At 58.7% G+C, this 19242-nt stretch carries 17 protein-coding genes, 1 tRNA gene and 2 rRNA genes (1 of these 20 running past the window's edge); 11 read left to right on the forward strand and 9 right to left on the reverse strand.

The features are described 5' to 3' along the window. Positions 1-48 precede the first annotated feature (48 nt). Positions 49-1551 (forward strand): lysine--tRNA ligase, encoded by a 1503-nt coding sequence (gene lysS, locus QE408_RS21135; RefSeq protein WP_062424978.1) that lies wholly within the window; start codon positions 49-51, stop codon positions 1549-1551. Positions 1552-1729: 178 nt separating this feature from the next. Here lysS and QE408_RS21140 read toward each other — a convergent pair whose 3' ends face one another. Next, positions 1730-2899 (reverse strand): hypothetical protein, encoded by a 1170-nt coding sequence (locus QE408_RS21140; protein ID WP_306934449.1) that lies wholly within the window; start codon positions 2897-2899, stop codon positions 1730-1732. Positions 2900-3441: 542 nt separating this feature from the next. Here QE408_RS21140 and QE408_RS21145 point away from each other — a divergent pair. The 5 genes from QE408_RS21145 to QE408_RS21165 all read left to right on the forward strand — a co-directional run bounded on the left by QE408_RS21145 (position 3442) and on the right by QE408_RS21165 (position 7320). Then, the gene (locus tag QE408_RS21145) at positions 3442-4332 is read left to right on the forward strand and encodes a metal ABC transporter substrate-binding protein (RefSeq protein ID WP_306934450.1); all 891 of its coding nucleotides are present in this window, start codon (positions 3442-3444) and stop codon (positions 4330-4332) included. Further along, positions 4332-5246, forward strand: a complete 915-nt coding sequence (locus QE408_RS21150) for a manganese/iron ABC transporter ATP-binding protein (RefSeq protein ID WP_373465594.1) — start codon at positions 4332-4334, stop codon at positions 5244-5246. Before QE408_RS21145 ends, QE408_RS21150 begins: the two co-directional genes overlap by 1 nt. Continuing rightward, complete coding sequence (locus tag QE408_RS21155; protein ID WP_306934452.1) at positions 5243-6103, forward strand: metal ABC transporter permease; 861 nt, start codon at positions 5243-5245, stop codon at positions 6101-6103. The genes QE408_RS21150 and QE408_RS21155 overlap by 4 nt, the downstream gene beginning before the upstream one ends. Beyond that, a complete protein-coding gene (locus tag QE408_RS21160; RefSeq protein ID WP_306934453.1) occupies positions 6100-6948 on the forward strand; it encodes a metal ABC transporter permease in 849 nt (282 codons plus the stop codon). The genes QE408_RS21155 and QE408_RS21160 overlap by 4 nt, the downstream gene beginning before the upstream one ends. Positions 6949-7146: 198 nt before the next feature. Continuing rightward, positions 7147-7320: a DUF1328 domain-containing protein gene (locus QE408_RS21165; RefSeq protein WP_306934454.1), complete on the forward strand. Its 174-nt coding sequence runs from the start codon at positions 7147-7149 to the stop codon at positions 7318-7320. Between the two features lie 151 nt (positions 7321-7471). Here the strand turns inward: QE408_RS21165 and QE408_RS21170 are convergent, their stop codons facing one another. Next, a complete protein-coding gene (locus QE408_RS21170; RefSeq protein ID WP_306934455.1) occupies positions 7472-8203 on the reverse strand; it encodes an SDR family oxidoreductase in 732 nt (243 codons plus the stop codon). Between the two features lie 113 nt (positions 8204-8316). Here QE408_RS21170 and QE408_RS21175 point away from each other — a divergent pair, with 113 nt between their 5' ends. Further along, the gene (locus QE408_RS21175; RefSeq protein ID WP_306934456.1) at positions 8317-9081 is read left to right on the forward strand and encodes an IclR family transcriptional regulator; all 765 of its coding nucleotides are present in this window, start codon (positions 8317-8319) and stop codon (positions 9079-9081) included. A gap of 371 nt (positions 9082-9452) precedes the next feature. Here QE408_RS21175 and tal read toward each other — a convergent pair whose 3' ends face one another. Next, entirely contained in the window at positions 9453-10412 is a 960-nt protein-coding gene (tal, locus tag QE408_RS21180; RefSeq protein WP_306934457.1) for a transaldolase, read from the reverse strand. A 304-nt stretch (positions 10413-10716) separates the two neighbouring features. On the opposite strand from tal, the gene QE408_RS21185 reads away from it, so the two are divergent. Next, positions 10717-11715, forward strand: coding sequence for a sugar-binding transcriptional regulator (locus QE408_RS21185; RefSeq protein WP_306934458.1), 999 nt, complete (start codon positions 10717-10719; stop codon positions 11713-11715). Here QE408_RS21185 and QE408_RS21190 read toward each other — a convergent pair whose 3' ends face one another. Both QE408_RS21190 and QE408_RS21195 read right to left on the reverse strand, forming a co-directional pair. Further along, positions 11716-12588, reverse strand: a complete 873-nt coding sequence (locus tag QE408_RS21190) for a bifunctional helix-turn-helix domain-containing protein/methylated-DNA--[protein]-cysteine S-methyltransferase (protein ID WP_306934459.1) — start codon at positions 12586-12588, stop codon at positions 11716-11718. Between the two features lie 70 nt (positions 12589-12658). Beyond that, a complete protein-coding gene (locus tag QE408_RS21195; RefSeq protein ID WP_306934460.1) occupies positions 12659-13141 on the reverse strand; it encodes a DUF2244 domain-containing protein in 483 nt (160 codons plus the stop codon). Positions 13142-13185: 44 nt separating this feature from the next. On the opposite strand from QE408_RS21195, the gene nth reads away from it, so the two are divergent. Continuing rightward, positions 13186-13956, forward strand: coding sequence for an endonuclease III (nth, locus tag QE408_RS21200; protein ID WP_306934461.1), 771 nt, complete (start codon positions 13186-13188; stop codon positions 13954-13956). Here nth and QE408_RS21205 read toward each other — a convergent pair. Next, the gene (locus QE408_RS21205; protein WP_306934462.1) at positions 13930-14685 is read right to left on the reverse strand and encodes a sulfate transporter family protein; all 756 of its coding nucleotides are present in this window, start codon (positions 14683-14685) and stop codon (positions 13930-13932) included. The two genes, nth and QE408_RS21205, sit on opposite strands and share 27 nt — an antisense overlap. 271 nt (positions 14686-14956) lie before the next feature. Here QE408_RS21205 and QE408_RS21210 point away from each other — a divergent pair, with 271 nt between their 5' ends. Both QE408_RS21210 and QE408_RS21215 read left to right on the forward strand, forming a co-directional pair. Continuing rightward, positions 14957-15784 carry a MurR/RpiR family transcriptional regulator gene (locus QE408_RS21210; RefSeq protein ID WP_306934463.1) on the forward strand — a complete coding sequence of 276 codons (828 nt, stop codon included), beginning with the start codon at positions 14957-14959 and terminating at the stop codon, positions 15782-15784. Positions 15785-16024: 240 nt separating this feature from the next. Further along, positions 16025-16582, forward strand: coding sequence for a DUF6030 family protein (locus QE408_RS21215; RefSeq protein ID WP_306934464.1), 558 nt, complete (start codon positions 16025-16027; stop codon positions 16580-16582). A 118-nt stretch (positions 16583-16700) separates the two neighbouring features. Here QE408_RS21215 and QE408_RS21220 read toward each other — a convergent pair. The 3 genes from QE408_RS21220 to QE408_RS21230 all read right to left on the reverse strand — a co-directional run. Then, positions 16701-16777 (reverse strand) — tRNA-Met (locus tag QE408_RS21220). A 128-nt stretch (positions 16778-16905) separates the two neighbouring features. Next, positions 16906-17020 (reverse strand): 5S ribosomal RNA (rrf, locus tag QE408_RS21225). 242 nt (positions 17021-17262) lie between these two features. Then, positions 17263-19242 (reverse strand): 23S ribosomal RNA (locus QE408_RS21230) (it continues 1051 nt past the right edge of the window).

Here is a 19242-nt window from a genome sequence, read left to right on the forward strand (position 1 = left end):
GGCCGCCACAGACACAAGAACAACTCGCCCGAAAAAGGCTTCAAGACCATGACCGACACCAAGACGACCGAAACGACTGCCCTGTCCTCCGACGCCACCGAAGTGCGCCGCCAGAAGCTGGCGCTTTTGCGCGACAAGATCGGCGACGTGTATCCGGCGCATTTCCACCGCACGCTGACCAATGCCGAGCTTGCGGAAAAATATGCCGATATCGAGCCGGATGTCGAAACGGGCGATACGGTCACGGTTGCCGGTCGCGTCTACTCCTCGCGCAATTCCGGCATGTTCATGGATATCCATGATGCCTCCGGCAAGGTGCAGATCTTCTCCCACAAGGATACCACTCCGGAAGCGGCACGCGAGATGCTGCCGATGATCGACATTGGCGACATCATTGGTGTCACCGGCAAGGTGCGCCGCACCAAGCGCGGCGAGCTGACGATCAACGCTGAAGAGATCACCATGCTCACCAAGTCGCTTCTGCCGATGCCGGAGAAGTGGAACGGTATTTCCGACGTCGAGATCCGCTATCGCAAGCGCCATCTGGACATCCTTTCCAACGAGGAATCCAAGCTGCGCTTCCAGCAGCGCTCCAAGATCATTTCCGGCATCCGCCGCTTCATGGAGGCCGAAGGCTTCCTCGAAGTCGAAACCCCGATGCTGCAGACGGTCTATGGCGGCGCGACTGCCGACCCGTTCAAGACCTTCCACAACACGCTGAAGATGGACATGTATCTGCGCATCGCGCCGGAACTGTTCCTGAAGCGCACGCTGGTATCCGGCCTTTCCGACAAGGTCTTCGAGGTCAACCGCAACTTCCGCAATGAGGGTGTGTCGACACGGCACAATCCCGAATTCACCATGCTGGAATGCTACTGGGCCTATGCCGACTACGAGGACATTATGAGCCTTGTGGAGCGCATGTTCGAGACGCTGGCAATCGCCATCCACGGCACCACCGAGCTGGACTTCCAGGGTCAGAAGATTTCCTTCAAGGGTCCGTTCAAGCGTGTGCCGATGCCCGATGCCGTCAAGGAAGCAACCGGCATCGACTTCCTCGCGATCAAGACCGATGAGGAAGCCCGCGCCGCCGCCAAGGCCGCCGGCTTCGAAGTCGAGAAGGACTGGACCTGGGGCGAATGCCTCGCCTTCATCTTCGAAGAGAAGGTCGAAGGCACGCTGATCCAGCCAAGCCACGTGACGCATTTCCCCAAGGACATCTCGCCCTTCGCCAAGGAAGTGCCGGGCGAGCCGCGCCTCGTCGAGCGTTTCGAAAGCTATTGCAACGCCTGGGAAGTGGGCAACGCCTTCTCCGAACTGAACGACCCGGAAGAACAGCGCCGCCGCATGGTGGAGCAGCTGGAACAGGCCCACGCCCGCGGCGAAAAGGACAAGCAGCTGGACGACGAGTTCCTCGACGCCATCGACCAGGGCATGCCGCCCGCCGGTGGCCTCGGCATCGGCGTCGACCGTCTGGTCATGCTGCTGACCAACGCCCCGTCCATCCGCGACGTCATCCTCTTCCCGGCCCGCCGCCAGAAGGCCGACTGAGTTTCAGAGGCGCGAAGGACCGTCGCGATGCGGCGGTCCGAGGAGAGAAATGAGGACGGTGAAAGGTTCGTGCCTTCCATGGCAACCTTCGATCTTGCTGCTCGCATTCTCGCAGAATTGACGAATAACTTAAAAGCATGAGGCGGCGAGACAGCCTCATCTCACTCCAACACCCCAATCAATGCTCGGGCTTCGGAGCCTCTGCGGCGTGGTCGCCGCCAGCGGCAGCCTCATGTCCAGCCGATGCCTGTGCCACAGGCGCATCGTGCCCACCAGCTGCCTCACCGGAAGCGGCATCGTCCTGTGCGGCAGGCTCTTCCGCCACGGCTGGCGCGCTATGACCCTCTGCCTCGCCATGGTTCTCCGAAACCGGAGCATCGCCGTGGCCTTCAGCCGCTGCTGGCTCGCCATGGCCTTCTGCTGCTGGCTGCTCGGCCGCCACCGCCGTCGTCTCGCCCTTGCCGAAAAGCAGCGATTTGATGTAGCCGAAGCTGAACATGCTTTCGCTTTTGCCTTCAGGTGTCGAGGTCAGGAGCGGTTCGGCAGAGCCGTGGCCGCTACCCTCTGCATTGGCAGGCGCATCATGTCCGCCTTCGGCCGGTTTTTCACCACCACCGTGACCATCGCCTTCAGCGCCATGCCCGTCCGAAGCCTTGGCGTCGGCGCCGTGGCCATCCGATCCCTTGCTGTCACCGTGTCCGCCAGCCTCAGCACCGTGACCGGCAGGCTCTCCATGGCCACCAGCCGGAGCACCATGGCCGTCGCCAGCAGGGGCAACGACCGGATCGACGCAATCGGCAAATTCGGTCAATGATGCGGTTATCGCCTTGGCGTCTTCAACCGGCAGATCGATGCGCAGGCCATAAAACTGGCCGTCATCGGCAACGGCGCCATCGTAATAATAGGCGGAATAATTCTGTGAAGCCGCGCCTTCCGGCAGCTTGCTGAGATCGGCGATATAGACCGCCTGCGCGGCAATCGATCGGCCGCGCATGTCGGCGCGCATCTGCGGGCCCTTGGTATCCAGCACCGAGACCTGAACGAGATCGGGATGGTCCTTGTCGTAAATGGCCTTGGCCACGCGCAGCGCCGTCTTCATGCGCTCGGGGCCATCGCCGCCGTCGGTGCGGACGAATTTTCGGATCCAGACCGAACCATTCTTCTTGATCTTGACCGTCTGCGCCGTCTTGCATTCCAGGCCGTTCTGCACGACCTCGTCGGGGCCGAAGAGCTGATCCCTGCCGACGACAATGGCAGCAACGCCGGAGGCACCGCCGAGAAGGAGGATACCGCCGCCAATCAACACCACTTTGCGGGAAAACCGTATTCTTTTGAACACTGCTTTCACGTCAAACGTCCCGACATAGACAACCTCGTCTAACGCCCTTTTCTCCCGTCGCGCTTCGTTACGCAACCGGAGCGAAAAGGCCGGATGGTGATACGCCACATCCGTGCAGCCACTGATCTTGATGGCTTCTCATTGAAGAAGACTTAATCGGACAGCAAAAACCGCTCAAAACCGGAGTTTTTTGGCTGGACCACCGTCCTGCTCAGAGCAGTATCTGCCCGAAGTGCCGCTCGAACCTCATCGCAAACGCACCGGCGTCCCTCCCCGGCGTGATACGCGATGAAATGCACGCGGATTGGCAGTCCCTGCTTGGTCCTGCTGGCAGCACAGTGGTCCGTGCCGGCTATGCTTTGCCACCGCCAAGCGGGCGCCTGCTCTACCTCGAAGCCAAGCGCTAGCCCCGGCCTTTGCACCATCTGAACGGAACAATAGTAGGTCCCAGCCGTTCATAATGCGAATGATTTGCAATAGCATTGACAATCTTTGCGATGCCTCCCACATTGCTATTGCGAATTAATCGCAAAAAAGGTTTGATCATCGTCATGAAGTTGACCCGCTCGACGTTTCTCGCTCTCTGTGCCGTCGCATGTCTGCCTTTCTCCGCCGTCGCGGCGGAAAAGCCAAAGGTGATCACCACCTTCACCATCATCGCCGATATGGCCCGCAACGTTGCGGGCGACGCCGCCGACGTCGAGAGCATCACCAAGCCGGGTGCGGAGATCCATAACTACCAGCCAACCCCGCGCGATATTCTCAAAGCCCGCGATGCCAACCTGGTCTTATGGAACGGACTGAACCTCGAACTCTGGTTTCAAAAATTTCTCGCCAATCTCTCCGGCGTTCCGAATGTCGTCGTCAGTGACGGCGTGACGCCGATTTCGATCAGCGGCGGCGCCTATAATGGCAAGCCCAACCCACATGCCTGGATGTCGCCGGACAACGCGCTGATCTATGTCGAGAATATCCGTAAAGCCCTGACTGGGATCGAGCCCGACCATGCGGATGTCTACGCCGCCAATGCCAAGGCCTATTCGGACAAGATCAAACAGGAAATCCAGCCGATGCGCGACGCCATCGCCGCATTGCCGGAAAACAAGCGCTGGCTGGTGACGAGCGAGGGCGCTTTCTCCTATCTCGCACGCGATTTCGGCCTGAAGGAGCTGTTCCTCTGGCCGGTCAATGCCGATAGCCAGGGCACACCGCAGCAGGTGCGCGGCGTGATCGACGCGATGCGTGCCAACAATGTCCACGTCATCTTCAGCGAAAGCACCGTGTCGCCCGATCCGGCAAAGCAGGTGGCGAAGGAAACGGGCGCGAACTATGGCGGCATTCTCTATGTGGATTCCTTGAGCGAGGCGAACGGCCCTGTGCCGACCTATCTCGATCTTCTGCGCACCACCACAGCCACGATCGTGAAAGGTCTCAGCCAATGATGATGGGGAAACCGAGACGTGCCGCAAAGCGTCAGTCTGGTCACGATGGGCTGACTGTCGACGATGTGACGGTCACCTATCGCAACGGCCACACGGCGTTGCGCCACGCAAGCTTCTCGATTCCCAAAGGCACCATCACTGCCCTCGTCGGCGTCAATGGCGCGGGCAAATCCACCATCTTCAAGGCCATCATGGGCTTCGTGCCGCTGTCTGCCGGCACCGTCTCCATCTTCGGCGAGCCGGCCTCCGCCGCGCTGAAAAAGAACCTCGTCGCCTATGTGCCACAGGCCGAAGAGGTGGATTGGAGCTTCCCCGTTCTGGTGGAGGACGTGGTGATGATGGGCCGTTACGGCCACATGAATTTCTTCCGCATCCCCACCAAGCGCGACCACCGCATGGTGGAAGAGGCGCTCGCCCGCGTCAACATGCTGGATTACCGCAAGCGCCAGATCGGCGAGCTTTCCGGCGGCCAGAAGAAGCGCGTTTTTCTGGCGCGCGCACTGGCACAGGAAGGCAAGGTCATTCTGCTCGACGAGCCCTTTACCGGCGTCGATGTGACGACCGAAGAGCAGATCATCGCGCTGTTGAAATCGCTGCGCGACGAAGGCCGCATCATGCTGGTCTCCACCCACAATCTCGGCAGTGTGCCGGATTTCTGCGACCGCGCCGTTTTCGTCAAAGGCACGGTCATTGCCTCGGGCAAGACGAAAGACACCTTCACCGAAGCCAATCTTCAGGCGGCCTTTGGCGGAAGCCTCCGCCACTTCATCCTGGGTGGTGCTGATCTGCATGACGATGCCGACCCGCGGCATCTGAAAGTCATCACCGATGACGAACGCCCCTTCGTCATTTACGGCCAGAACAGTCAGGAGACGAGAAGCGATCCGGCGAAGGTGGGAGACACGGAGCGATGATCTCCACCCTGCTCGAGCCCTTCACCTATTCCTACATGCTGAATGCCATCTGGGTCAGCGCACTGGTCGGCGGCGTCTGTGGCTTTCTCTCCGCCTATCTGATGCTGAAAGGCTGGTCGCTGATCGGCGATGCCCTCTCCCACGCCATCGTTCCAGGCGTGGCGGGCGCTTACATGCTGGGCCTGCCTTTCGCGCTCGGCGCGTTCTTCTCCGGCGGCCTTGCGGCGGCAGCGATGCTGTTTCTCAACCAGAAGACAAGGCTGAAGGAAGACGCCATTATCGGCCTGATCTTCACTTCCTTTTTCGGTCTCGGCCTCTTCATGGTGTCGCTCTCGCCCACCTCCATCAATATCCAGACCATCGTTCTCGGCAACATTCTTGCCATCACCACGCAAGACACGATCCAGCTGGCGCTGATCGGCGGCATCAGCCTGCTGGTCCTCTCGCTGAAATGGCGGGACTTCATGGTGGTGTTCTTCGATGAGAACCACGCCCGCACCATCGGCCTGAAGCCGGACGTGCTGAAGGTCATCTTCTTCACCCTGCTCGCCGCCTCCACCGTCGCGGCTCTCCAGACGGTCGGCGCCTTCCTCGTCGTCGCCATGGTGGTGACGCCCGGTGCCACCGCCTATCTGCTGACCGACCGTTTCGAGCGGCTGATCGGCATGAGCTTCGGCATCGGCGCCGCGACGAGCTTCATCGGCGCTTACCTGAGCTACTTCCTCGATGGCGCCACCGGCGGTATCATCGTCGTGCTACAGACGCTGATCTTCCTGACCGCTTTCCTGTTTGCGCCAAAGCACGGCTATCTCGCCTCGCGCGCCAAGGCCCGCGCCGCCCTTGAGGAGCCCGCATGAGCGAATATCTCGAACTGGCGCTCCTGCCCTTCCAGCTTCCCTTCATGCAATATGCCTTCATCATCACGCTGATGATCGCGGTGCCGATGGCAATGCTCTCCTGCCTGCTGGTGTTGAAAGGCTGGTCGCTGATGGGCGACGCGGTCTCGCATGCGGTGCTGCCCGGCGTCGTCATCGCCTACATCGTCGGCATTCCCTTTTCCATTGGTGCCTTCATCGCCGGCATGATCTGCGCCCTCGGCACCGGTTTTCTGAAAGAAAACAGCCGTATCAAGGAAGACACGGTGCTGGGCATCGTCTTTTCCGGCATGTTCGGGCTGGGGCTGGTGCTCTACGTCAAGGTCCAGAGCGATGTGCATCTGGATCATATTCTCTTCGGCGATATGCTCGGCGTTTCGGTCGCCGATATCATCCAGACCGGCCTGATTGCGCTTGCCGCCACGCTGTTCCTCGCCATCCTGCGCAAGGATCTGCTGGTGCATGCCTTCGATCCTCAACACGCCAAGGCGATCGGCCTGCCGGTGCGTATCCTGCATTACGGCCTGCTTGCCGTCCTGTCTCTTACCGTCGTCGGCGCGCTTCAGGCAATCGGCATCATTCTGTCCGTCGCCATGCTGGTGGCGCCCGGCGCTATTGCCTTCCTCATCACACGGCGCTTCTCGTCCATGCTAATCGCGGCCGTATCAGTGGCGCTCTTCTCCTCCATCCTTGGCATCTGGCTGAGCTTCCTGATCGACAGCGCACCGGCCCCCACCATCGTCCTGATCATGAGCGGCCTCTTCATCATGGCCTTCCTGCGTACGACGATGAGGGCGAAAAGGACATCGGCTGCGGCTACAGTGTGACGTCACGCGGGGGATTCTCGAAAAAGATTCTCGGTACCCTGGAACCTCTTCCCTCACTTTTGCGTCATTAGTGCATGCCAGCGCACGTGAAGATCATTGTGCGACAAGGGCACAGATGAACAAGCACTTAGAGACAAACGAGTGGGTCCCGGACCTTAAGCGTTTGCCCGTTTCAAATCTGACGCAAGAGGAACGACCATGCTGAAGTGGGCCCTAATATTTTTCGTGATCTCGATCATCGCCGGCGTTTTCGGCTTCACAGGCATTTCCGCGGCAGCCTCCGGCATCGCCCGAATCCTGTTCTTCATCGCCGTGGTCGTCTTCCTCATCTTTCTGGTGCTGGCGCTCATGGCCGGACAGGCGATCCTATAGGGACTGGACAGTCCTGAAATGCAAAAACGGTCGGGTCACCCCGGCCGTTCTTTTTTGGTCACATCGATGGCCCGTGTGGCATAGACGAAGACGAGTTTAACCCCTTCGCCACCATCCTTGGTTCAAGGCCGACGATAAGGCGATACAGAACTTATGCCGTCCAGCCACCATCGATCACATGGATCTGACCCGTGGTAAATCCAGCCTCGTCAGAGGCGAGATAGGTCACCAGCGCTGCAATCTCTTCCGGCTTGGCAATGCGACCCATGGGCTGGCGGGCGATGAAGTCGCTGAGCGCCTTTTCGTAATCGCCGGTGGCGCGCAGGCGCTCATGCAGCGAAGGGCTGTCCACCGTGCCCGGGCAGATGGCGTTGCAGCGAATACCCTTGGTGACGAAATCCGAGGCGATGGACTTCGTCAGGCCGACGACGGCGGCCTTCGACGCGGTATAGGCAAAGCGGTTCGGCACGCCTTTGACGCTGGAAGCCACTGACGACATGTTGACGATGGCGCCCTTGCCCTTTTCCAGCATGGCGGGCAAAAAGGCGCGGCAGGTGCGGTACATGGCCTTGGCATTGAGATCAAAGGAGAAATCCCAGTCCTTTTCCTCGCAGTCGAGAATGGTGCCGGCATGCACGAAGCCAGCGCAGTTGAAGAGCACATCGGCAGAACCGATCTCGGCGGCAAAGGCCTGAACGGCAGCGCCATCGAGAACGTTCAGAACGCGGGTCTCGGCATTCTCAAGTGTCGCGAGAGCCGCTTCGTTGATGTCGGTCGCGATCACGCGCGCGCCCAGTGCGATGAAGCGTTCCGCCGTCGCCCGGCCGATGCCCTGCGCCGCTGCGGTGATGACCACGGTCTGTCCTGAAAAGTCTTGGCCCATAATGGCTCTCCTCCCGCGCCCTCGGGCGCAATATCTCAAATATGCATCGACAATTCATATGTAAACGGTGTATTCATAGACCGTCAAGCCAGCTTGCAATCAATAGAGGCCCGATGACGGAAGACGATAGCGATAGATACCGCGCACCGGCGCTCGACAAGGGGCTGGATATTCTCGAGCTTCTGGCCCGCACCGATGGCGGGCTGACCCAGGTGGAAATCGCCAAGGCGCTCGGCAAGAGCCCGAATGAGTTCTATCGCATGCTGGATCGCCTGGTCCGCCGCGGCTATGTGCAGCGCCAGGATGGAGATCGCTTTACCCTGACTCTGAAGATGTTCGGGCTCGCCCATTTCCACCAGCCGGTCCGGCGGCTCGTCTCCTTCGCCGCACCGATGATGCGAGATTTTTCCGCCAAAGCGCAGCAGGCCTGTCATCTGGCCGTTTATGATCGCGGCTCGGTGGTCGTCATCGCGCAACAGGAATCGTCCACCTACTGGGCGCTCTCCATCCGCGTCGGCGCGCAGATGAGCCTCTTCAACACCGGCTCCGGTCACGTCCTTCTGGCCTTCCAGAACGAGACCCACCAAGAGTTGATGATTGCCGAACAGCTGCGTGGCGATGAAAAAGAGCTGCCCGCAAACCTGCGCGAACGGCTGCAACAGGTAAAGGCTCAAGGGTATGAGAGCATGAACAGCCTGCAAACGGCCGGCGTGCGCAACATTTCCGCCCCGATCCTGACCCTCGACGGAACGGCGCTCGCCGTCGTCACCTGTCCCTATATCGGCTCGCTCAACGAAGCGGCGCCCAAGGAGGAGGAGTGTCTGACCCTGATCCGCGAGACGGCCCGAGCGATCTCGGAAGTGGTTGCCGGACAGTAAGACACTGGGTGCTCTCCACCGAATGTCCTTACGCAAGAATCGTCCACCCGCGTCGCCGTGGCGTGCGGCAACCACTTGCGCCCTGCCTGATGTCTTCCTCAGAGAGAGCGCCTCATCAGCACGCGCGGTGACAACATTCAATATAACGCCTGTGACGCGCGGCCCTCAGTTCCCCAGCATCCACTATGGTCATACCGCTTTGATCCGTATCTGAGCCGCTGGACAACGCCGCGCCTTGCCATCTCGTGAAATCTCATCTGGAGGACGCAAAGAAAAAGCGCGACTGCCAGGGGGAACAGCCGCGCTTCAAGACTGGAGATCTTATACCAATAAAACGACCGGGCGCCGATTCGGTTCCCGGCCCTTTGCCATCACGCGGCGGCCAGTTCCTTGCGGACGATTTCGCGCAGGGACACCAGATCCTTGGCAAACAGGCGGATGCCTTCGGAGAGCTTTTCCGTCGCCATGGCGTCTTCGTTGAGCTGCCAGCGGAAGGTCTTCTCGTCCAGCGACTGAAGCGGCTCAGCCTTGGCGTTGTCGGGAGACAGCTTGCGCTCCAGCGTACCGGTGTCCTTGTCCAGCTCTTCCAGAAGGGCCGGGCTGATCGTCAGGCGGTCGCAACCGGCCAGCGCTTCGATTTCGCCGACATTGCGGAAGGAGGCGCCCATAACGACGGTCGAGATGCCATTGGCCTTGTAGTAATTGTAGATCTGGCGGACCGAAAGCACGCCCGGATCGGTCTCGGCGGTGTAGGTCTCACCGGTCGACTTCTTGTACCAGTCGAGAATACGGCCGACGAAGGGCGAGATGAGGAATGCCTTGGCCTCGGCGCAGGCAATTGCCTGGGCCTGCGAGAAGAGAAGCGTCAGATTGCAATCGATGCCTTCCGCCTGCAGCACTTCCGCCGCCTTGATGCCTTCCCAGGTGGAGGCAAGCTTGATGAGGATGCGGTCGCGCTCGATGCCGCGCTCTTTGTAGGCGGCAATGATGCTGTGCGCCTTGGCGATCGATGCCTGCGTGTCGAAGGAGAGATCGGCATCCACCTCGGTGGAGACGCGGCCCGGAACGAGATCGACAAGGGCTGCACCGACGGAAATCGCCAGACGATCGGCCACCGCGGCAATCACGCCGTCGGCGTTGCCGCCCTGCTTGCGACCCCAGGCAACCGCTTCCTTCACAGTCTCCGCAAAGGCTGGCGTACCGAGCGCCTTGAGGACGATGGACGGGTTGGTGGTGCAATCCACCGGCTTCAGACGGGCCACCGCATCGATATCACCGGTATCGGCAACCACGGTGGTGATGGCGCGAAGTTGATCAAGCTTGGAAGTCATGCCGTATAATCCTTGTGAATGTCTCGGAAACCATCGCTATCGAATTTCGTTCCGCACGGGTGAGCGTACAGACGGCGACAAGGGAACTCTGTTCGCGAGGAGTATCGCGCAGTCCAAGGCAGGAAGTCAAGACATTTGCCCATCGCAATTGACATAAGTTTCATGTCTGTAATACTGCACCCAAGAAAAGTTTGTGGCCGCGAGTGGCACAGCCGGAGATCGCAACCCTTTTGCAGCATGGGCGATCACTGCACGCGCAAGACTGCGCCCAAACGGACGATGGCTTAGAACATGGCGAGAGACAGTGACAAAACTGCGTAGAGAGACCCATACGGCCTTTTCCGAAGCACCATCGCTGAGACTGAGAGCCGCGTGGCTCTATTACAATCAGGGCATGACGCAGAAGGATGTCGCCGAAAAACTCGGCATCAGCCGCTCCACCGTCATCCGCCTGCTTGATGAGGCGATGAAGCGCTCCGACGTGCAGATCTGGATCAATGAAGGCATCGAGGATTTCGTCGCGCTTTCCATCCATTTGGAGAAAGCCTATGGCCTGGACGAGGCGGTGATCATCCCGACCGGCTCGGACAAGGCGGAAGACGTTGCCAAGGGCGTGGGGTTGGCGCTCGGGCAGTTTCTCTCCGAAGTCGTGCCGGACAATGCCACCATCGGTGTCGGCTGGGGCCGCACCATGACCGCTTCGCTCTCCAGCTTCCGCCCGCCACGGCGCGAAAACTGCAAGGTCGTCTCGCTGCTTGGCGGGATCGTCGCCGTGCACCAGACCAACCCGCTCGACTACACCTGGCGGCTCGCCAGTGCCTTAGGCGCGGAATGCTACATGTTTCTTGCCCCGCTCCTGGTCGATTCCATCGAAACCAAGCGGGCGCTGATCGAAAAATGCGGGCTGAGCACGCTTTATGCGCTCGCCGAAAACCTCGATCTCGCCATCGTCAGCTGCGGCGATATCGGTCCACATTCCACATCGCTCTCGGAAGGTTTCATTTCCAAACAGACGCTGGATGAGCTGGTCGCAGCGGGCTGCGTCTGCGACACCATGTTCAACTTCATCGATGCCGAGGGGCGCTCCGTCGATCATCCGATCAACAATCACGCCATGGCGATCGATCTCGATACGCTGAAAAAGGCCAGGCACATCGTGCTCGCCTCCGGCGGCGCCCACCGCGCCACCGCCATCCGCGCCACCATCAAGCGCATTGGCTGCAACACACTGATCACGGATGAGGCAGCGGCGCGGGCGTTGATGGAGCTGGCGACGCCTGAAACTGCCGCTGAAGGGGCGTAATCACACCCGCCCCGTTTCCCAGCCCAGCATCGCTCGCTTGCGGGTAATGCCCCAATGATAGCCGGTGAGTGCGCCGCTTTTGCCAAGCGCCCGGTGACAGGGAACGACGAAAGAGATGGGATTGGCACCGATCGCTGCACCAACGGCGCGTGACGCCGTCGGCTGGCCGATATCCTGCGCGACATGCGAATAGGTGACGGCCCTGCCCATCGGGATTTTCAACAGGCTCTGCCAGACACGCACCTGAAAATCCGTGCCGAGCAGAACGACGCGCAAGGGTTGGTCGCTGCTCCAGCGGGTAGGATCGAAGATGCGCTCTGCATAGGGGGCGGTCGCGGCGCTGTCTTCCACATAGATGGCGTTCGGCCAGCGGCGCGCCATATCCTCGAAGCAGGCTGTCTCCTCCCCCGTATCGGCGAAAGCGCAGCCAGCCAGGCCGCGGTCGGTGATCATCACCAACGCAAGACCAAAGGGCGATGGATGATAACCATAGCGGATCTGCAGCCCGCTGCCCTTCATCTTCCATTCGCCCGGCGACATCGCCTCATGGGTCACAAAGAGATCGTGCAGACGGCTTGGGCCCGACATGCCGACTTCGATGGACGTTTCCAAAAGCGGCAGATTTTCCTCCCGCAACAGCCGCTTGGCATGATCCAGCGTCACGGCCTGCAGAAAGGCTTTCGGCGACAATCCAGCCCAGCGCGTAAAGGTCTTCTGCAATTGCGTGGGTGACTGGTTGAGCCTTGCGGCGATATCGTCCAATGACGGTTGGTCGCGATAATCCAGTGTCAGAATCTCTATGACCTGGCGCACAATGTCATAATCGCTGCCGACCGGCGTGATGTCTTCTTTCAGCATGATATTGGCATTCATGGCATGTCTCCTTAGCGATCAGAAGACCACGACCTGTCGTCTGCCTCCACCCGTTTCTTGCCAAGACCTATCAGATTTTGAGCTTCACCGTCGCCAGCGCATTGCGAAATGCCTTGGCAAAGCTTTCCCGATCATCCGGGTTGAGGAAGGAGCCGATATCCGTCACCCGGCCTTCGCCCGACACATGCATGGAAAGAATACCGAATTCCTCGTGACGGCGCACCCGAAACCGCGCCCAGAACGGATTGAACCGATGTTCAACCACCTCTCCCTTCGGCGAAAATTTACGGATGGAGAGGTTGGCGCGAGACACCACCACCTGCTCCTTAACCTTGGCGGCACGGTAGTTTGCGCGAAAGGCAATATAGAGAAGCAAGAAATCAAGCCCCAGAAAGAAGCCGATCGGCCACGCACCGGTAACGAGGAAGAAGCCGCCATAGAGGACTGCAACGAGCCCGCAGATCACCAGCAGGACACGAAACCCCTTGCGCCCCAGCGAGCGATAGGGAATGAGTTCGGCAGAAAAAACCGGCTGATCGTTGAGCATTTCCATCTGCCTTCCTCGATACGGCTGATCAACGCGCATGTAGATCCGTTATGACAATCGACAAGAAACGATCCAGCACCCAAACAGCAAAAAAGTCAATTTCAACGGCGAAGCCCAGGCAAAAGCGCGTGAAGACCACCTACTCGAAAGACGAGCTGAACGAGATTTTCCGCCGATTCTCCATCCAGCGGCCGGAGCCGAAGGGGGAGCTCGAGCACACCAATCCCTTCACCCTGGTGGTGGCCGTCGCACTGTCCGCCCAGGCCACCGATGTCGGCGTCAACCGGGCGACGAGAGCGCTGTTTGAAATTGCCGATACGCCGGAAAAGATGCTGGCGCTCGGGGAAGAGCGGCTGATCGATTACATCAAGACCATCGGGCTTTACCGCAACAAGGCCAAGAACGTCATTGCGCTGTCGCAGATGCTGATCGACAATTTCGGCGGCGAGGTTCCGAAATCCCGCGAGGAGTTGATGCTGCTGCCGGGTGTGGGCCGCAAGACCGCCAATGTGGTCATGTCCATGGCTTTCGGCATTCCCACGCTCGCCGTCGATACCCATGTCTTCCGCATCGCCAACCGCATTCTGCTGGCACCGGGCAAGACCCCAGATGAGGTGGAAGACAGGCTGGTCAGGATCATTCCCGAGCCCTACCTCTTCCACGCCCATCACTGGCTCATTCTGCACGGGCGCTATTGCTGCAAGGCACGCAAGCCGGAATGCGAGCGCTGCATCATCGCCGATATCTGTCAATCGCCGGAAAAGACCTGGGACATCCCCGCGCCGCTGGTGGAACTACCGCCCCAGCTTATCGGTGCCTGAGCGAGACGCGACCCATTGAAGCGTAAATGACGGGTCCTTCCGGCTGATCGACTTGTGCAGATGCACCATGAAGGATGCTGCAAAAAGCGGTGTCAGCAGGTTGAGGAAGGGCACCGCCAGAAAGGCTGCGATCACCAGGCCCGCCATGAACACGGTCGATGCGTGTTTTGAGCGAAAGGCCCGCGCCTCCTCTGGAGAGCGGAAGCGCATGGCGGCGAATTCGAAAAACTCCCGGCCCAGCAAATAGCCGTTGACGATGAAGAAGGCGATCAGGTTCACGCCCGGCACCAGCAGCAAGAGCAGCGCGATAGCATTGCCGAGAATGACGATGCCGAAAAACTTGATGGAGGAGACCACAGCTTCGCCCAGCGGCATGGCGCGGCCGATGGGCTCACCGGCATAATCATCCCTCTCGATCACCTCCGCCACATCGTCGAGAAACAGACCGGCAATTACCGCGGTGACGGGTGAGATCAACAGCGCAAGCGCGAGCGCCAGGCCGATGCCTGCAAGAATCGCAAGGACGAAACTCATCCATCCAGCCCAATCCGGCATGCCGGGAACAAGCGAATCGAGCCATGGCAATGCAAGCCAGATGAACAGGCCGCGGATGGCGAACCATAAACCGATCAGCACGAGAATGGTGAGGCCGAGAACCTCCCAGAAGACCGAGCGCGTCTCTGAAGCAAACAGTTTCTCAAAGGCGCGTTTTGCTGCATCGAGGATCAAACCACTCTCCATCTTATGGGTGTTACCTGCGTGCACAGATAAGGAGGCTGCCTTTGCTCCACAAGAATACCGAGGCATGAGCGGTTACTTGAATGAAGGCTGCGCAATTATCTTTCTCTTGAATAGAAGGCGCGCCTAAACTATGAAAAACAACGGGGAAAAAATAGTATTTTTCTTTCGAAGCGGATAGGATGTGTCACGAAGCACTTGCTCCACCATTCAACCCGCGAAGCACTGAATGGTCATCCGATAGAAACGTGATGAGGCGTTGTTGGAAAAGTTATTGATCGATCTGTCCCGGTTGATGAAGTCCGGTACACCCGCGGAGCGGCGTATCGCAAAATATCTCATGGAGCATCTGAACGAGCTTCCGTTCGAGACGGCTGCGACGCTGGCAGAAAAGCTGGGCTTGAGCCCGATGACGGTCGGCAGATTTTTGCGATCTCTCGGCTACCGGCAGCTCAGCGACATTCGCGAACACCTGCGTGAGCGCGTCACAGCATCGGCCGCTGCCTCTCCTGCTGAGAGCAAGGAGCCGCGGCAGACACCGCTTTCGGGCCTGATGATGCAGCAGATTCAGGCCGTGCAGGCCGTTTACGATCTCGCCGGTCAGCCCGTATGGAAGACTGCACTCGACGCTATCAACGAAAGCCGCAACGTCTTCATCGCCTCGTCGGCGGAAAGCTTCGGCCTTTGTCGGTATTTCTACATGAAGCTGCTCGAATGTCGGGAGCGAGTGCACTATCTCCAGAGCGACGGCTCTACCTATATCGAACTGATGGATGAGGAGCCTGAGGATACGCTCCTGATCCTGATCGACTGCGGCGGCAACCTTCCCGCCATCCAGCGCCTTGCCAAAATAGCCGCAAGCGGCGGCTACAAGACAGTCCTGATCACCACGCGCTTCTACGAGTGGGGTCCGGAAAGCGCGGACATCTGTTTAACGATCCCGCTCCATCAGAATAGCAGTGACAGCATGCTCCAACTCGTCGCCATGAGTGAGTTCATGCTGCAGTCCCTCACCCATAACAACGGTTCCAACCGCAAACAGCGCGTCAAGCGCATTGGTGATTTGCAAAGGGCGCTTCATCACGGATGAAGACGTCCGTGTGCAAAGGCCTGTGCGCCGTCTGGACATGAACATGCGCGCCACTCGCCAGGATGTTTCAGCTGCAGGGAGCGCGCCTTCATCAAACTCTTGTTGGTTTTTTGGTCAAGGCATGCGACGAACCATGGGAGTTGTCGTGCATCTGAAAGGTCGCGAGGCACTTTGGAAGTTGCGCGCACACTCTGACCAGACACTGGCCGCCGCACGGATCAACAAACGGAGCCTTTGAGAATGCTCATCGTCGCCCTCTTATCCTTCGTCGGTATAACGATGGGCGATACCCGAACGGCGCAAGTGGTGGATTCCGCGCCTTTTCAGCAGGTTGCCGCAAAGGAAGGTCGGATGTCGATCCGCAATTTCGATGCGGCGCGCTGTAAGGCCCTTGCGGACTTGTCGCAAAAAGAGCCTCCGACATTCACCCAGATGCCCAGCGGCGAATGGGAATGCAATTCCTTGCTGGAGTTTCCCGAGACTGGGCGCACCCCTTCGCTCTTCATCCAGATCCGCGGCAACAAGGACGGTCGGTGGACCTATTTCCGCTTGAAGCTCAACTTCGGCTCTTCCCTCTCCCGCCAAACCCTCAGCGAGAGGGCCGTGTCCGTCATCCATCTGCTGATCGGCGAGCGGACATCGACGGCAGATCTCGCCGCAAGCCTCGCGGCTGGTCAGGAATTTGAGTCCACCATCGCCGGTGCCAAGGTCAGGTACAAGCAGGAAGGCATGGACAAGTCACGCTTCAATTTCTTCGGCACCAACTCGCCGGGTTATTCGAAGGGCATTGCCGAATAGCGGATATCGCTCCGAACGCGTGGGCTACATCCCAGCACCGCTTGATGAAGCGCACCTCCCTTAAACGTCAAAACCCCGCAGCATGTGGCTACGGGGTTTTGATGGTGACTTAGATGTTTGGTTGCGGGGGCAGGATTTGAACCTGCGGCCTTCAGGTTATGAGCCTGACGAGCTACCGGGCTGCTCCACCCCGCGTTGACTTTGTTCGACTTGGATGTCGAGTAATCTTTAGAACTGCAAAAGGCCGCTTTGGATGCGGCCTTTGGTATCGGCCTTGGCCGGAGGAGTTTGATTTGAGAAGATTTATTCGTTGCGTTTAGCAGACCTGGCAGCGACCTACTCTCCCGCGTCTTAAGACGAAGTACCATTGGCGCTGGGGCGTTTCACGGCCGTGTTCGGAATGGGAACGGGTGCAGCCGCCCCGCGATAACCACCAGGTCGGCGAAACGCAACTGGCACATGCTTTTGCATGTGCTGTTGTATCGAGAAGCTGGGTGGCGAAGCCACATTTAATTTCAACACGTCTTTCTCCGACCTGTCTGTGTGTTGCCTTTCTCGCGTTTGAGTAAGGAGCCATACAGACCAGCGGTCGTCGCGCTTGTGGCGCGGCCCGTCCGGAGCGCTAAGCGCGTCAGGACAGAAGAGATGATGCTCATCTTCGATGAGCATGAACAATGGGAACGAAGAAGTCGCTCGAGCTATTAGTAACGGTAAGCTTCATGCATTACTGCACTTCCACACCCGTCCTATCGACGTGGTCGTCTTCCACGGCTCTGATAGGGAACACTCGTTTTCAGGTTGGTTTCCCGCTTAGATGCCTTCAGCGGTTATCCATTCCGTATATAGCTACTCTGCTATGCCCTTGGCAGGACAACAGATCCACCAGAGATACGTCCATCCCGGTCCTCTCGTACTAGGGACAGATCCTGTCAATATTCCTACACCCACGGCAGATAGGGACCGAACTGTCTCACGACGTTCTGAACCCAACTCACGTACCGCTTTAAATGGCGAACAGCCATACCCTTGGGACCTGCTCCAGCCCCAGGATGCGATGAGTCGACATCGAGGTGCCAAACAACCCCGTCGATATGGACTCTTGGGGGTCATCAGCCTGTTATCCCCGGCGTACCTTTTATCCGTTGAGCGATGGCCCTTCCACACGGGACCACCGGATCACTATGACCGACTTTCGTCTCTGCTCGACTTGTCAGTCTCGCAGTCAGGCTAGCTTATGCCATTGCACTCGACGACCGATTTCCGACCGGTCTGAGCTAACCATCGCGCGCCTCCGTTACTCTTTCGGAGGCGACCGCCCCAGTCAAACTACCCACCATACACTGTCCCGGATCCGGATAACGGACCGCGGTTAGACATCCACGAAGATAAGGGTGGTATTTCAAGGATGGCTCCACAGGAACTGGCGTCCCTGCTTCAAAGCCTACCACCTATCCTACACATGCCTTGGCGAATGCCAGTGTAAAGCTATAGTAAAGGTGCACGGGGTCTTTCCGTCTGACCGCAGGAACCCCGCATCTTCACGGGGAATTCAATTTCACTGAGTCTATGTTGGAGACAGCGGGGAAGTCGTTACGCCATTCGTGCAGGTCGGAACTTACCCGACAAGGAATTTCGCTACCTTAGGACCGTTATAGTTACGGCCGCCGTTTACTGGGGCTTCAGTTCAAAGCTTGCACCTCTCCCTTTAACCTTCCAGCACCGGGCAGGCGTCAGACCCTATACGTCGTATTGCTACTTCGCAGAGCCCTGTGTTTTTGATAAACAGTCGCTACCCCCTGGTCTGTGCCACCCCATCACACTTGCGTGCAAAAGGGTCACGCTTCTTCCGAAGTTACGCGTGCAATTTGCCGAGTTCCTTCAACATAGTTCTCTCAAGCGCCTTGGTATACTCTACCTGACCACCTGTGTCGGTTTCGGGTACGGTCTATACGGTGGAGCTATTTCCTGGAACCTCTTCGCCGCCCAACCAATCCAATAAGGTTGAACAACACACAAGATCCGTCACTACCACCAGGCCCACGAATATTAACGTGGTTCCCATCGACTACGCGTGTCCGCCTCGTCTTAGGGGCCGGCTAACCCTGCTCAGATTAACTTTAAGCAGGAACCCTTGGTCTTTCGGCGAGGGAGTCTCTCACTCCCTTTATCGTTACTCATGTCAACATTCGCACTTCCGATATCTCCAGCAGCCCTCACGGGTCCGCCTTCACAGACTTACGGAACGCTCCGCTACCACACAACTTACGTTGTATCCTCAGCTTCGGTGCATGGCTTTAGCCCCGTTACATTTTCGGCGCAAAGACCCTTATTTAGACCAGTGAGCTGTTACGCTTTCTTTAAATGATGGCTGCTTCTAAGCCAACATCCTGGTTGTTTTGGGATCCTCACATCCTTTCCCACTTAGCCATGACTTGGGGACCTTAGCTGGAGGTCAGGGTTGTTGCCCTCTTCACGACGGACGTTAGCACCCGCCGTGTGTCTGCCGACTAGTACTCCTCGGTATTCGGAGTTTGGTTAGGATCAGTAAGACGGTGAGTCCCCATAGCCCATCCAGTGCTCTACCCCCGAGGGTATTCGGTCGACGCTCTACCTAAATAGATTTCGCGGAGAACCAGCTATTTCCGAGTTTGATTGGCCTT

The organism is Agrobacterium larrymoorei, assembly GCF_030819275.1.
In the GTDB taxonomy this organism is placed as follows: Bacteria; Pseudomonadota; Alphaproteobacteria; order Rhizobiales; family Rhizobiaceae; genus Agrobacterium; species Agrobacterium larrymoorei_B.

Bases quoted from the DNA above. Each gene is read 5' to 3' on its own strand.
- lysS (WP_062424978.1), top strand. From the start codon at position 49: ATGACCGACACCAAGACGACCGAAACGACTGCCCTGTCCTCCGACGCC.
- QE408_RS21145 (WP_306934450.1), top strand. From the start codon at position 3,442: ATGAAGTTGACCCGCTCGACGTTTCTCGCTCTCTGTGCCGTCGCATGT.
- QE408_RS21150 (WP_373465594.1), top strand. From the start codon at position 4,332: ATGATGGGGAAACCGAGACGTGCCGCAAAGCGTCAGTCTGGTCACGAT.
- QE408_RS21155 (WP_306934452.1), top strand. From the start codon at position 5,243: ATGATCTCCACCCTGCTCGAGCCCTTCACCTATTCCTACATGCTGAAT.
- QE408_RS21160 (WP_306934453.1), top strand. From the start codon at position 6,100: ATGAGCGAATATCTCGAACTGGCGCTCCTGCCCTTCCAGCTTCCCTTC.
- QE408_RS21165 (WP_306934454.1), top strand. From the start codon at position 7,147: ATGCTGAAGTGGGCCCTAATATTTTTCGTGATCTCGATCATCGCCGGC.
- QE408_RS21170 (WP_306934455.1), bottom strand. From the start codon at position 8,203: ATGGGCCAAGACTTTTCAGGACAGACCGTGGTCATCACCGCAGCGGCG.
- QE408_RS21175 (WP_306934456.1), top strand. From the start codon at position 8,317: ATGACGGAAGACGATAGCGATAGATACCGCGCACCGGCGCTCGACAAG.
- tal (WP_306934457.1), bottom strand. From the start codon at position 10,412: ATGACTTCCAAGCTTGATCAACTTCGCGCCATCACCACCGTGGTTGCC.
- QE408_RS21190 (WP_306934459.1), bottom strand. From the start codon at position 12,588: ATGAATGCCAATATCATGCTGAAAGAAGACATCACGCCGGTCGGCAGC.
- QE408_RS21195 (WP_306934460.1), bottom strand. From the start codon at position 13,141: ATGGAAATGCTCAACGATCAGCCGGTTTTTTCTGCCGAACTCATTCCC.
- nth (WP_306934461.1), top strand. From the start codon at position 13,186: ATGACAATCGACAAGAAACGATCCAGCACCCAAACAGCAAAAAAGTCA.
- QE408_RS21215 (WP_306934464.1), top strand. From the start codon at position 16,025: ATGCTCATCGTCGCCCTCTTATCCTTCGTCGGTATAACGATGGGCGAT.